Consider the following 13,854-nt stretch of genomic DNA (forward strand, 5'->3'; position numbering starts at 1 on the left):
AAGATTCGTTTAAGGTGCATATTGCTTGACTTTGAATCACCTCCATGTCAAAGTATTAGTATTGGAAGGACAACTTGGAGGTTGAACATGGATATAGAGAAATTGATCGCTCGTATTAATGAACTTGCTCGTAAGCACAAGACAGTAGGCTTGACTGATGATGAGGTAAGCGAGCGTGCAAGACTGCGTGAACAATATTTAGTTCTCTTTCGCGAGCAAGTGAGAGGACATCTGAATACGATTAAATGGGCTGAAGATGAAGATCAAGATGGACAAGCGCCGTCGACATCAAGATTTGGTCCTCAATAATATGATCCTAAGGTACGGACAGCGATGTTCGTACCTTTATTAGCATACAGGAGCTATTATCTATTTTGCATTATATGGTTTATGCCATTAATGAATCATATGCTCGGTTCAAACGTATATTCCGTGTATACTGTTTAGTAGAACTGAAGTATATTTTTTTGCTTAAGTGAATGAATTGTTCATGATTAGGAGGAGTAAGTACAACATGTCACGTAGTTGGGAAAGAAAAGTCCGCAAAAACAGTCAAACATTAAACAAGCAACGCCAGAAAACAGGCAAGCCTGCTCTCCACATCGGTGAAGAGAAGTATGAGCAATTTAAAGGCAGAAACTTTATTTTGCCGATTGTGCTCATTGCGATAGCACTGTTATTCGCCTTGGTAGGCAGTGTTCCAGTTGCACAAGGTAAACAGTCAGCTTGGCTCTATTGGGTAACGATCTTTGCTTATATCGGTCTAGGCTTGATCATCTTCTTCCGCAAGCCGTATCTCAAGATCGGTAAAGACTACGTTTCGACGACAAAGTGGAATCGACCTCGCTTCCTTTATGTCAAGGATATTAAGAAGATTACAGTTCAGCCAGGTATTGTCGTAATTGAGAAGTCTGGCAAAGGAAGCAACTGGGTATTCTCCCGTCTCATGAATCGATACAATATAGATGAAATGGGAAGTGGCGTCATTAAGTTTGCGGAACAACATCATATTCCGTACGAGAAGGTATCGAAGTAAGCAGAGGAGTGGAGCAGAGTGACGATTCGGGCGATATGGTTTGACTTGGACGATACATTGTTGTGGGATGAACGCAGTGTAGAAGAAGCATTTGCAGCAGCATGTCAATTCGCACAAGAGAAAGCAGGAGTCGATCCTGTCAAGTTTGAAGAGTCTGTTCGGACTGCAGCACGGGACCTGTATGCTTCCTATGAAACTTATCCATTTACACAGAATATCGGCATTAATCCGTTTGAAGCGCTATGGGCTCACTTTACTGGTGGAGAACATAAAGAGTTTCGAATGCTGCAAGAGATTGCTCCACAATATCGAGCTGCGGCTTGGACGCTTGGCCTTGAAGCATTGGACGTGAAGGATGAGGAATTAGGGCGCGCTTGTGCACAACGATTCATGGAAGAGAGACGCCAACGGCCATATGTTTATGATGAAACGTTCGAAGTTCTGGAAAGTCTGCGACAATCCTATCAACTGGTACTGTTAACGAATGGAGCACCTTGTTTGCAGCAAGAGAAGCTTGACGGAGTTCCGGGTATTCAGCAGTATTTCGACCATATCTTCATCTCTGGCAACTTTGACAAGGGTAAACCTGCGCTCAGCTTATATGAGTATGGAATGAAATTGACAGGTATTCCTGCAAATGAAGCGATCATGGTCGGGGATAAACTTACAACTGACATTCAAGGAGCGGTTAATGCAGGTATGCATAATGCTTGGATAAACCGCAATGATAAACCGCTAACTGGACCGGTACAGCCTGAGTATACGATTAAGAGCTTAACTGAACTGCAAGAAGTTATTAATCATATTAACAAGCAGCAGACGGTCGAATAAAACAGTAGAAGGAGCTATCTCACAAGTAGATTTTTACTACATAGGGATTGCTCCCTTTCTATATTTAAGCACAAAAGGTCGAAGACAGGAGCTATACTTGCTCCAGTTCTCGGCCTTTTTGATTTATTATCCATTTACCTCACTATTCGTGCTCTAAATCGAGAACATCATTATTACTTTCTGTGTGATAAATGTCATATATTGTTCACAGATACTGCTGTCTACAACTATATTGAGTCATTACGCCCAAGAAATTAATGGATATAATGGAAGCTATGATATCTGTTACTAGGACATAGAGGAGTGAATGATGAATGTGGAAGAAAGCTGTATATATATCAGGTGTAGCAATTATGCTTCTTGCTGGCTGCAGCAATGAGCATGAGGGTCATGATATGGGAAGTTCGATGAATTCTCTCGCGATGATCAACGTCGAACTAAGCACACCCGAACAGGTAAGCGTGAATGAATCTGCTACTTTTACAGCATATGTTACACAGGACTCTAAAGCAGTTGAGAATGCGGATAAAGTAGAGTTTGAATGGTGGATTGAAGGTGGGGAGCACCATAAGTTAGAAGTGAAGCATAAGGAAAGCGGTAAGTATGAGTGGTCGAACAAGTTCGATCAAGCAGGCAAGTATACCATCATATCTCATGTTACAGTTGGGGCGATGCACTCCATGCCAAGCAAAACCTTTGAAGTAAAATAATGATATAGCTTAATATCCGCCGATAGAATTGAATATTAGATACAGCGTTTACATGGATAATTTCGATAATTCCCTATCTTTCCTATTGGGAAAGATTCTGTTACACTTATTTTCAAATATTTTTACATAGAGGGTGGGCAGAGGGATGAGAAAACCAACGTTACATGAACGTCTACAGGAACGTATTCTAATTCTTGACGGTGCGATGGGCACTATGATTCAGCAAGCTAACCTGAGCCCAGATGATTTCGGGGGAGATCACTTGGATGGGTGCAATGAGATGCTCGTATTGACGCGTCCCGATGTCATCCGGGGCATCCACGATGAGTATTTTGCGGCAGGAGCCGATATTATTGAAACGAATACATTTGGTGCGACCAGTATCGTATTAGCAGAGTATGATCTGCAGGATCGTGCACGCGAAATTAACCTCGCAGCTGCTAAGCTCGCAGTTGAGTCCGCTCGTGCATATTCAACAGCAGAACATCCGCGATATGTGGCTGGTGCGATGGGGCCGACGACAAAGACACTGTCTGTAACCGGCGGTGTAACGTTCGATGATCTCGTTGAGAGCTATTACGAGCAGGCAGTTGCCCTTATCGAGAGCGATGTTGACGCACTGTTATTGGAAACATCACAGGATACTTTGAATGTGAAAGCCGGCTCTATTGGCATTCAGCGTGCCTTTGAGACAACTGGCGTCAATCTGCCGCTCATGATCTCAGGAACAATCGAACCGATGGGCACTACACTCGCAGGCCAGAACATTGAGTCTTTCTATATATCGTTGGAACATTTGAATCCGATCTCTATCGGGCTAAACTGTGCGACCGGTCCAGAGTTTATGCGCGATCATATTCGTTCACTGTCAGCTATCGCGAAGACAGCAGTCAGCTGTTATCCGAATGCTGGATTGCCGGATGAAAACGGACAGTATCACGAATCTCCCGAATCACTGGCGCGCAAGATTGCAGCATTCGCCGAACAGGGATGGCTGAACATCGCCGGCGGCTGCTGCGGTACAACGCCCGATCATATTCGCGTACTTGCTGAGACATTGTCGAACTACGAACCGCGCCGTAAATATGGCGAGCATCCTCCTTCTGTATCCGGCATCGATACCGTATATATTGAAAATGAAGGCCGCCCATATATGGTCGGTGAGCGTACAAATGTTCTGGGCTCACGAAAGTTTAAGCGTTTAATCGCTGAGGGCAAGATTGAGGAAGCAGCGGAAGTCGCACGCGCTCAAGTGAAGACAGGCGCGCACGTTATAGACGTATGTTTGCAGGACCCAGACCGAGATGAAGCAGAGGACATGACGTCGTTCTTGCAGGAAGTCGTAAAGAAAGTTAAAGTCCCGCTAGTCATCGATACGACAGATCCTAAAGTTTTGGAAATGTCCTTGAAATATTCTCAAGGCAAGGCAATCATTAACTCCGTTAATCTTGAGGATGGCTTAGAGAAATTCGAGAGCGTCGTTCCGCTCGTACATCGCTATGGCGCAGCTTTGGTTGTGGGTACGATTGATGAGAAGGGGCAGGCGATTACGCGTGAAGATAAGCTGGCTGTTGCCAAGCGCTCTTATGATATATTAGTTCATGAATACGGTATTCAACCTGAGGATATCATTTTCGACCCGCTGGTATTTCCGGTAGGAACAGGGGATGAGCAATATATCGGTTCCGCTAAAGAAACAATTGAAGGAATCCGATTAATTAAAGCGGAGATGCCGCGTTGTCAGACAATTCTCGGGGTAAGCAACATTTCCTTCGGATTGCCGCCTGCGGGCCGTGAGGTGCTAAACTCCGTATTCCTCTACGAATGTACAAAGGCCGGGCTCGATTATGCGATCGTAAACACGGAAAAGCTGGAGCGCTACGCCTCCATTCCGGAGCACGAGCGCAAGCTGTCAGAACAATTGCTGTATAATACGAATGATGAAACATTAGCGGCATTTGTGGCTGCTTTCCGTGACCGTATCGTTGCGAAGAAAGAGAAAGCAAGCAATCTCTCGCTTGAAGAGCGACTTGCGTCATATGTCGTTGAGGGCACAAAGGAAGGTCTCATTCCCGATCTAACAGAAGCGTTAAATAAATATTCACCGCTTGAAGTGATAAACGGACCGTTAATGGCCGGTATGGAAGAGGTCGGACGTCTATTTAACAACAATGAGCTCATTGTTGCCGAAGTGCTGCAAAGTGCGGAGGTCATGAAGGCTTCTGTCGCGTTTCTAGAGCAGTATATGGAGAAAAGTGAATCAGCGGTCAAAGGTAAGATTCTGCTGGCTACTGTTAAAGGCGATGTTCATGACATCGGTAAAAACCTAGTCGAGATCATTCTCTCCAATAATGGATACGAGATCGTGAATCTCGGTATTAAAGTTCCACCCGATCAATTAATCGAAGCTTATCGCCGCGAAAAGCCTGACGCAATCGGGTTATCCGGTCTCCTTGTGAAATCTGCACAGCAAATGGTTATTACAGCGCAGGATCTCCGAAATGCGGGCATCGATGTACCGATCATGGTTGGTGGAGCCGCACTGACGCGCAAGTTTACGAAGAATCGGATCATTCCAGAATATGACGGACTTGTCCTCTATGCTAAGGATGCGATGGACGGACTAGATATCGCCAATAAGCTGATGAATGAACAAGAGCGCAATCTGCTTGTCGATGAACTACGAGCTCATAAGGAAAGGCTCGCACTTGAGCAGGAGCAGGAGAAAGAGCTTCCGCAATTGACGCGAGTCACTCGTTCAAACATTCGTGAAGAGAGTGTATATATTCCGCCAGATCTAGAGCGGCATGTCATTCGTGATATCGAGACACAACAGATCGTTCCATATCTGAACTTCCAGATGCTGTTAGGTCATCATCTCGGCGTGAAAGGCAAGATTGATAAGCTTCTGGAAGCTCGTGATCCGAAGACGCTGGAACTGAAAGAAACAGTCGACACGCTGCTGCGTGAAGGCTCGAGCAACGGGCTGCTAAGAGCTAATGCGATGTATCGCTTCTTCCCAGCACAATCAGAAGGTGATTCCATCCATATATACAATCCAGATAATCTGGATGAAGTGCTTCACACCTTCACGTTCCCGCGCCAGCAAGTTGAGCCTTATCTCTGCTTATCGGATTTCCTGCGCAGCAAGGACAGCGGTGTGATGGATTATGTCGGTTTCCTCGTTGTAACAGCAGGACGCGGCATTCGGGAGCAAGCTGAAGAATGGAAGAAGGAAGGGCAATATCTACGTTCGCATGCATTGCAGTCTCTAGCACTTGAACTCGCTGAAGGTCTTGCTGAACGTATCCATCATATGATGCGTGAAGCTTGGGGGTACCCAGATCGCGACGACATGACGATGAAGGAGCGTTTTGGAGCTCGCTATCAAGGAATTCGGGTATCATTCGGATATCCTGCATGTCCTAACCTCGAGGATCAGGAACCGTTGTTCAATCTGATGAAGCCTGAAGATATTGGAATTCACTTGACTGAAGGTTATATGATGGAACCCGAAGCGTCAGTGAGTGCTATGGTGTTTGCACATCCGCAAGCTCAGTATTTTAATGTAGATAAAGCATAAATCAATTCATAATAGGACCGGGCTCATCTTCTGCCAGCAGCCTCTGTATTCCTTCAAGAATACAGAGGCTTTCTCTTCTATTGGGGAAATGATAAAACTAATTGCTGACTCCGCCTCGAAAATTGTGTATAACAGAATCAATAGCATTGCAGGCAGCAGAACGAATGCCTGACGCGGAATGGCGGGATGCTATACCTCAAGATACGCAATATTCGAAAGCAATTTGAGGTATTGAGCCATTATTTTTATTAGAATGAAGGTGAAAGAGTGGATCTCTATTTCTTAGGAACTGGAGCAGGTACACCAACGACACGCCGCAATGTGAGCAGCTTGGCTTTACGCTTATATGAAGAACGCGGCACCTTTTGGCTGTTTGATTGTGGAGAAGGTACTCAACATCAAATCTTGCGTTCGCCATTAAAGTTAAGTAAATGTGAATTTATATTTATTACTCATTTGCACGGAGACCATCTATTCGGTTTACCAGGGCTGCTGGCCAGCCGCTCCAGTCAAGGAGCACAGACACCGCTAACGGTATTCGGACCGCAAGGCTTGGGCGATTATATGAAGACGGCATTCGGTGTCAGTCGAACGGAAGTAAATTATCCGCTGCTTATTAAGGAAATTGATGCAGGACCCGTATGGTCTGATGAACATTTTTCAGTAATAGCACTCCCATTGGATCATCGTATCCCAAGTTTCGGTTACCGCATTCAAGAGAAGGATCGTCCAGGCAAGCTCAAGTTTGAACTACTGCGTGATAAAGGCATTCCTCCTGGACCGATATACGGACAACTGAAAAAGGGTGAGGATGTTCAACTTCCTGACGGAGAGTTTCTGTTTGCAACATCCGTGCTGGGAGAACCGATCCCTGGCAGAACGGTAGCCATTCTTGGCGATACAAGACCATGTGATAATGCAGTCCGATTAGCTCGGAATGCGGATCTGTTAGTACATGAAGCGACTTTCTTGGACGATAAGGCGGATAATGCTAATGAATTTGGTCATTCAACGGCTAAGCAGGCTGCGCAGATTGCGCTTAAGGCTGGAGCCAAGAAGCTCGCATTAACGCATTTCAGTTCGAGATACAAGGACGAGGATATGATGAATGAACTGCTTGATGAAGCTCGCCAGATATTTCCCGAAGTTGAGCTAGCCGATGAGCATCATGTGATATCCATGACACTAACGTCTGAAGAGAAATCCGATGAGAAGCATGAAGAGTAATATACTTTACATGGAAGCGGCGATAAGCCGTTTCTTTTTGTAATTGGGAAATGTTCATGAACATTATTTTCCGGGAAAGCGCAGGGAATGACAACTTTGGCAGTCCTGAACGATTAATTATGATGATTCTGCGGAGTTCGACGCGGGTTGTCGTCGCACGAAGTCGAATTCCCATGTAAACCATGCTTGCATGGCAGTGCGGTGTTCATTACAATGAAATGAATGGAGTTATGAAAGGATTGTCAACATGAATAATGGACTACACTGTAACAAAGAAGAACTTGCGAATCAACGTCTGTGTGCGTTAATTGATTTAGATGGTACGATGTTTCATGGTTCGAATATGATCGAGGGGGCAGATGAACTCGTAACGGCACTTCAACGATGGAATGTGCCTGTATTGTTCGTGACGAACAATTCGACGCGAACTCCTGAACAGGTAGCGGAGCTGCTCCAATCTATGGGAATACCTGCGGAAACAGATGATGTCTTGACCTCCTCGCAAGCAGCGGCTGCGTATATCAGTGAGCAGCATGCTGGTGAGCAAGTGTTTGTGATGGGTGAACAGGGCTTGATTCAGGCATTAGATGAAAAACAGATTCAATGGTCATCTGACCCTGAGACAGTATATGGAGAAACGAAGTTTAATGTCGTAGTTCAGGGGCTGGACCGCAGCTTTACTTATGCGAAGCTTGAGGCGGCATCGAGTGCAATTCGTTCAGGTGCTCATTTTATCGTAACGAATCCAGATTTGAAGCTGCCATCAGACAAAGGAATATCCCCAGGAGCTGGCACGCTGACTGCAGCCATCGCTGCTGCAACGGACAGCACGCCTATCGTCATCGGCAAGCCGAATCGCATCATTATGGATGTGGCGCTGAAGAGACTAGGATGCTCAGCGGAAGAAGCAATCGTGATAGGCGATAACATGCTAACAGATATAATGGCTGGTGCAAATGCTGGTTGTCATACTGCATTAGTGTTAACGGGTGTGACAACGGAGAGCAATTTGACATTTTATATAGAGAACACAGGGATATCTCCTGACTTCGTATGTAAAGACTTGTTTGCCATGAAGCAATGGTTTGCTGAACGATTTGAGCAGTAGTCAGGTACGATTAGATTTGAAGCATGTTAGATAGAGAGAGGGATGGTGGCTAATGATGGAGATTCCAGATATAGAACAGATACGCAGAAAAATGGATCAGCAATGGGTAGGTCAGCGCATTCGCGGTGTTCATGTGCAGCGTGAATCTTGGTTGACTGTTTCGATGGAAGAGCTTGCAGCTGGTATTGTTGGACGAATGCTCTTATTTGTGGAGAGACGGGGCAAGGCGCTCATTTTCCATCTGGATGATGGCCGACGAATGATGCTGCAAGTTGGATTCGGAGGAGAGATGCATGCTTATCCAGTCCATAACGAAGATGTGGATACGGCTAAAGAGGATAAACCTCAAGAGCATCTTGAAGATGGAGTTGTGTCATCTCATAGCGAACGTACCGCAAAGGCGCAGCTTGTTCTGACGCTCGATAATGGTTCTTGGGAAGTCAGCGGAGCTCGCTCTCTGTCATTGCAGTGGATCACAGCAAAGGAACTGTCTGAACAGATGAAGAAATGGGGGCCGGACCCACTGTCTCGTAATTTGAATGCGGAAGTGTTCAAGCGTTTATTCGAGAAGCGCCGTACTGCGTTGAAAACAGCATTGACGAATCCTGCTGTGATCTCGGGTATAACTCCGGTTGTTGCCGATGAAATATGTTTTCGTGCCGGCTTGCTTCCAAATGTGAGAACAGAGATGCTCTCAGACGAAGATTGGGAAATTGTATATGAGGCGATGATCGCTTGGCTTCAGGATGCCATTGAATATACGGAAACGAATCCTTATCAGTTAAATGGTCGCGTTGGAGAGTCGTGCCCGGTGTGCGGAGGGAAGATTGAAGAATTATTAATTTCCGGAAAGACTGCGGCCTACTGTACAACATGTCAATCTGAGCATGCCAAGCGCACTGAGATTATGGCTAACCATTAAACAGAAGAGAGGGATGTCAATTGATTCATGTATACTTGGATGATAGGCGGCGCTGCCCTGAAGGGTTCGTGCTTGCCAAGAATGCTGAAGAATGTCTTCAGCTTCTAGAGCTTGAAGAAGTGGATATATTGTCTCTTGATCATGATCTCGGTTATGGAGAGCTGACAGGCACAGAGCTCGTGAAGGAGATGGTGCGTCGCGGTCTATATGCCAAGCGTATCTATATACATACGTCCTGTCTGACTGGTCGACAACGAATGTATGAGATGCTGTATACGAATAAGCCTGAGCATGTTGAGATTTATAACGAGTCATTGACGACTGACGCTTTGCGCGAAGCATGTGGTAGTAAGTAATGAACATTAGGGACATTAAACTGCCCGAACTGCTCTCTATGATAGATGCTGCCGATCAGGCAGGGGATGACGTACGCCCTGATGCGGTTTATGTGTATAGTCCGATCTGCGGAACATGTAAGCTTGGTGAGGAAATGCTGCGGATGGTACAGCACGCACTGCCTCAATTGCAACTATATCGGCTTGACTTGAATATGTCTCCTGAGACTGCTGCTCATTATAAGATTCATAGCATTCCATGCCTGATGGTATGGCCGCATCATTCCAAGCACGAAAGTATGCCGGAATTGCACTATGCTTTGCATTCCGTCACTCATTTGTTTACACTGCTCGGGGGAGGTAGGATGGATGATTGAACTACAACAGGTCAACTTTTTACGAGGCGAACGTACGATACTGAACGACTTGAATTGGAAGACAGAGCCTGGAGAGCAGTGGGTTATCCTCGGACGAAACGGTTCAGGCAAGACAACATTGCTTGAAATCATTATGGGATACCAATTTCCATCCAGTGGTAAAGTAAATGTATTGGGCAATCAATATGGACGATGTGATGTACGTGAGGTGCGTAAGGAGATTGGCTACATTGGTCAATCTTTAGTGGAGAAGCTTACCTTGCGTGATCCTGTATGGGAAATCGTTGCCTCTGGAATCCAAGCCTACTTGCGATTGTACGAAGTCATACCCGAGGAGTGGAAGACTCAGGCCTTCGATAACTTGAGATTAGTAGGGCTGGAGCATTTGGCGGAGCAGCCGATGTCTGTCTGTTCACAAGGTGAACGAAAGAAAATATTGCTCGCTCGCGCGCTGATGAGCAATCCTAAGCTGCTAGTGATGGATGAACCATGCTCAGGCTTAGATCTATATGAACGTGAAAAATGGCTGCTGGACTTGGAACAGCTTCGCGATCGTCATATTCATACGATATATGTAACACACCATTTAGAGGAAATCGTTCCGATCTTTACGCATGTCGCGTTGTTGGAAGGCGGCCGTTTCGTAGCTGCTGGTCGGAAAGAAGAAGTATTAACGGAAGAACATTTATCACACACCTACGGACTGCCGGTAGCAGTCGATTGGCTGGATAATCGCCCATGGGTTCGATTAAAGTCGACGTAGGGCTGGAGGAATCTCATTTTGACAGAGCAAATAGAACAGAATAACGCAGTATCACAGCTTACGGCTCACTATGAACACGGCTCGCATTGGATCATTACAGCTAATCACAGCTATATTCCATATGCACAGGAAGAGCTTCGCCGTCGATACGGTCAGTTGAAGAGCCAGATCTTCGTGCCTGGGGAAGTCGCCTTGATGGAGCTTCCGGAAACTGCAACGGAGATATGGCGTCACCAGGTCGATCAGCCTGCGATGTTCATTCGCGACATGTTCCCAGTGATGGCGGTATTGTCCGTTGGGGACATCCAGACGGAGGAGCAGGCTGCTGGACTGTGGGACAAGCTTATATCGGAATGCGACTTTGAGGTGGAAAATGGCGCTATGGTGTCCGTTCACCTGCGACGGAGCAAGGGGAAGGAAGAGACGGATCCGAACCAGAAGCCGCTGTTTGAAGCTGCACTGCAGCAGCGAGGGTTTGAGCCCGTACTGCGAGCGCCGCAATGGATATGGTCTATCTTCATTCATGATGGCAATATATACACGGGTATCGCATCAATTGCGGATCAAGGCTCAGACTGGCCGGGAGGCGCCATTCGTTTTCAACGCGAAGAAGGTCAGATCTCCCGCGCGAAGTTCAAGCTGCTTGAAGCGGAGCAGGCATTCGGTTTGAGCTTCGCGTCATATCGCAACGCGCTTGACATTGGCGCTGCTCCAGGCGGCTGGACGAGCCTGCTGCTCGAACGCGGCGTACATGTTACGGCGGTTGACCCCGCGAAGATGCACGAGAGCTTGCAAGGGCATCCGCAGCTGCAGATCATTCAGCGCAATGCGGGCGAAGTTGCGTTCGAGCCGAATGAGTTCGATCTGCTCGTCTGTGATATGAGTTGGAGCCCGAAGCATACGGCTCAGCTTGTAATCGAACTGCTGGAGGCTGTTATGCCTGGCGGTACCGTCATCGTGACGGTGAAACTGATGCATAAGAAGCCGCTGCAGACGATTCGCGAGTGCATGGCGATGTTTGAGGAGCATCTGCACATTCTGAAAGCGAAGCAGTTGTTCCACAATCGCGATGAGATCACGCTCTATATGATGAAATATTAATAGCGTTAATTACTAACGGAGTATGATGATCAGTCGAACAAGGTTTAGGCAGAGCACATGCTAAAGTGGACTGACACTGGACAAACCACGGCTGGTGGCATATAATGGCATCAATTATACACGTTTATTAAGGGAAAGCATCCCGAACAATCCTGGTTGCAGGAGTTGTTCGGGATGTTTTGTTATGTATGATGATGAGCGAAGGAGAGAAGAGCAAATGGGGACGACAGGTACGAGAATGCCTTCATGTTTAGCTAGAGGCATGCTGTTCCAAGGAAGATACCGTATTGCTCGCCTGATTGGCAGCGGAGGAATGAGCTACGTCTATGCAGCGTCGGATGAACGATTGATGGGTAAGCAGTGGGCAATTAAGGAATCGATCCCGCTTGATTATGATCGCGATCATTTATTTCGCGAAGCGCAGTGGCTTACTGCTCTTCGGCATGCAAATCTGCCGATTATCGTTGACTTCTTCCCGCCAGATGCAAGTGGCCATGCTTATCTCGTTATGGAGCTTATTGAAGGGGAGACATTGGCTGAACGAGTGAAGAGCAAACAGATATCCTTGCAAGAAGCTGTTTCGATAGCGCTTCAACTATGTGATGCGCTTCAGTATTTGCATCAGCAGCATCCGCCTATTATCTATCGAGATCTTAAGCCGTCAAATGTGATGCTGACGAGTGAAGGGACAGTCAAGCTGATTGACTTTGGCATTGCCAGGCAGCACGATGTTCGTGCCGATAGCGATACTGTGAAGCTGGGAACGATCGGGTTTGCTGCACCTGAACAGTATGAGGGCAGACAAAGTGATGCTCGGACAGATCTTTATGCAGTTGGCGCTATATTGGCATACATGTTGACAGGCGGCAAGTGGTGCGGAACTGTAAGATTTCGGAGTGAGATGGTTCATGAAGCGGCAGATGAAGAATTCGGCAACATTATTGTTAAGCTTCTGTCTCCTCGGCCGGAGAATCGTTATGGATCTGCATCTGAGCTTATGGAGGAGATTAGAGCCTACTCTGAAAGTCGGTTTCAGAATACGAATAGACACGGTACCGTTAACGCTCGGCACGAAGAGCTGCCGAACAGACATAACAGTCTTTCTCAACTCTCACGATCTCAGGGAGCTGTAGTCGCGCTGCTTGGCGCATCGAGTGGGTTAGGTACGACGCATGCCGCATTAACGATTGCGCATGCCGCCGCAAGGTTGTTCAAAGGTAAGGTTGCCTATGTCGATGCAGCTGGACAGCATTCCGCGACAGTGGCGGCACTGAATCGTGTTATGGATTCGGCTGATATCGAGATTCGAAGTGAGCAGCCTTACTTATGCAATAGTGTTCACCATATTCACTTAAGTGGCGAAGAACAGGGGAAGTATGGCGGCAATCATCGCATCGACAACCTGATGCCGCAGTGGCAATCCCAATATGACCTCATCGTTCTTGATCTAGGCGAAGGTCAAGAGTCCTATCGCATGATCGAATTTATGCGCGCGTCGAGCAGCTGGCTTATAGGCAGTGCTGCGCCTTGGAGGCTGCAGCATCTGAGCGGGACATTAACCTATTTGCAGGAATGCAATTATAAACGCTGGAACTATCTAGTTCCGCATGCTTCAATGAACAGCTTGCGAATGCATCCAGCTCGTCCTGCTTGCCAGCGGGTGATTGGCTTTCCTACCTGTCTGGACCCATTCAACGGCAATGCTGCGATCGATCAGTGGATGTTGAAGTGGATACTCCCAAGCTCAACTTTGAAGCCTCGTTACTGGCTTAGACGATGGCTTCACCATCGCTCTAAGAGCTCTGCCCAGCGCGAAGCAGCCCAATAACGAGAAGAGGTTGTCCCATTAGTAGAAGCTCTA

General features: G+C 46.8%; 13 protein-coding genes. All 13 read left to right on the forward strand.

The annotated features are described in order from the left end of the window. Positions 1 to 87: 87 nt before the first annotated feature. The 13 genes from ACXX53_RS06430 to ACXX53_RS06490 all read left to right on the forward strand — a co-directional run bounded on the left by ACXX53_RS06430 (position 88) and on the right by ACXX53_RS06490 (position 13,821). Positions 88 to 309: a DUF896 domain-containing protein gene (locus tag ACXX53_RS06430; protein WP_458567805.1), complete on the forward strand. Its 222-nt coding sequence runs from the start codon at positions 88 to 90 to the stop codon at positions 307 to 309. Between the two features lie 205 nt (positions 310 to 514). Further along, a complete protein-coding gene (locus tag ACXX53_RS06435; protein ID WP_458567806.1) occupies positions 515 to 1,036 on the forward strand; it encodes a methyltransferase in 522 nt (173 codons plus the stop codon). An 18-nt stretch (positions 1,037 to 1,054) separates the two neighbouring features. Beyond that, the gene (locus ACXX53_RS06440; RefSeq protein ID WP_458567807.1) at positions 1,055 to 1,867 is read left to right on the forward strand and encodes an HAD family hydrolase; all 813 of its coding nucleotides are present in this window, start codon (positions 1,055 to 1,057) and stop codon (positions 1,865 to 1,867) included. Positions 1,868 to 2,181: 314 nt separating this feature from the next. Further along, positions 2,182 to 2,577, forward strand: a complete 396-nt coding sequence (locus ACXX53_RS06445; protein ID WP_458567808.1) for a FixH family protein — start codon at positions 2,182 to 2,184, stop codon at positions 2,575 to 2,577. A 145-nt stretch (positions 2,578 to 2,722) separates the two neighbouring features. After that, positions 2,723 to 6,160 (forward strand): methionine synthase, encoded by a 3,438-nt coding sequence (metH, locus tag ACXX53_RS06450; RefSeq protein ID WP_458567809.1) that lies wholly within the window; start codon positions 2,723 to 2,725, stop codon positions 6,158 to 6,160. 267 nt (positions 6,161 to 6,427) lie between these two features. Then, positions 6,428 to 7,387: a ribonuclease Z gene (gene rnz / locus ACXX53_RS06455; protein WP_458567810.1), complete on the forward strand. Its 960-nt coding sequence runs from the start codon at positions 6,428 to 6,430 to the stop codon at positions 7,385 to 7,387. 247 nt (positions 7,388 to 7,634) lie between these two features. Continuing rightward, on the forward strand, positions 7,635 to 8,495 hold the full coding sequence (locus tag ACXX53_RS06460; RefSeq protein ID WP_458567811.1) for a TIGR01457 family HAD-type hydrolase: 861 nt from the start codon (positions 7,635 to 7,637) through the stop codon (positions 8,493 to 8,495). Between the two features lie 52 nt (positions 8,496 to 8,547). Then, positions 8,548 to 9,417, forward strand: a complete 870-nt coding sequence (locus ACXX53_RS06465; RefSeq protein ID WP_458567812.1) for a DNA-formamidopyrimidine glycosylase family protein — start codon at positions 8,548 to 8,550, stop codon at positions 9,415 to 9,417. Between the two features lie 20 nt (positions 9,418 to 9,437). Further along, entirely contained in the window at positions 9,438 to 9,773 is a 336-nt protein-coding gene (locus tag ACXX53_RS06470; protein ID WP_458567813.1) for a cyclic-phosphate processing receiver domain-containing protein, read from the forward strand. Then, on the forward strand, positions 9,773 to 10,129 hold the full coding sequence (locus ACXX53_RS06475; protein ID WP_458567814.1) for a thioredoxin family protein: 357 nt from the start codon (positions 9,773 to 9,775) through the stop codon (positions 10,127 to 10,129). The genes ACXX53_RS06470 and ACXX53_RS06475 overlap by 1 nt, the downstream gene beginning before the upstream one ends. Beyond that, positions 10,122 to 10,892, forward strand: a complete 771-nt coding sequence (locus tag ACXX53_RS06480; RefSeq protein WP_458567815.1) for an ABC transporter ATP-binding protein — start codon at positions 10,122 to 10,124, stop codon at positions 10,890 to 10,892. Before ACXX53_RS06475 ends, ACXX53_RS06480 begins: the two co-directional genes overlap by 8 nt. An 18-nt stretch (positions 10,893 to 10,910) precedes the next feature. Continuing rightward, positions 10,911 to 11,993: an SAM-dependent methyltransferase gene (locus tag ACXX53_RS06485; protein WP_458567816.1), complete on the forward strand. Its 1,083-nt coding sequence runs from the start codon at positions 10,911 to 10,913 to the stop codon at positions 11,991 to 11,993. Between the two features lie 184 nt (positions 11,994 to 12,177). After that, complete coding sequence (locus tag ACXX53_RS06490) at positions 12,178 to 13,821, forward strand: serine/threonine protein kinase (RefSeq protein WP_458567817.1); 1,644 nt, start codon at positions 12,178 to 12,180, stop codon at positions 13,819 to 13,821. Positions 13,822 to 13,854: the final 33 nt, after the last annotated feature.

It is taken from the genome of Paenibacillus marinisediminis, from assembly GCF_054343325.1.

Bases quoted from the DNA above. Each gene is read 5' to 3' on its own strand.
- ACXX53_RS06430 (WP_458567805.1), top strand. From the start codon at position 88: ATGGATATAGAGAAATTGATCGCTCGTATTAATGAACTTGCTCGTAAG.
- ACXX53_RS06435 (WP_458567806.1), top strand. From the start codon at position 515: ATGTCACGTAGTTGGGAAAGAAAAGTCCGCAAAAACAGTCAAACATTA.
- ACXX53_RS06445 (WP_458567808.1), top strand. From the start codon at position 2,182: ATGTGGAAGAAAGCTGTATATATATCAGGTGTAGCAATTATGCTTCTT.
- metH (WP_458567809.1), top strand. From the start codon at position 2,723: ATGAGAAAACCAACGTTACATGAACGTCTACAGGAACGTATTCTAATT.
- ACXX53_RS06460 (WP_458567811.1), top strand. From the start codon at position 7,635: ATGAATAATGGACTACACTGTAACAAAGAAGAACTTGCGAATCAACGT.
- ACXX53_RS06465 (WP_458567812.1), top strand. From the start codon at position 8,548: ATGATGGAGATTCCAGATATAGAACAGATACGCAGAAAAATGGATCAG.
- ACXX53_RS06475 (WP_458567814.1), top strand. From the start codon at position 9,773: ATGAACATTAGGGACATTAAACTGCCCGAACTGCTCTCTATGATAGAT.
- ACXX53_RS06480 (WP_458567815.1), top strand. From the start codon at position 10,122: ATGATTGAACTACAACAGGTCAACTTTTTACGAGGCGAACGTACGATA.
- ACXX53_RS06490 (WP_458567817.1), top strand. From the start codon at position 12,178: ATGTATGATGATGAGCGAAGGAGAGAAGAGCAAATGGGGACGACAGGT.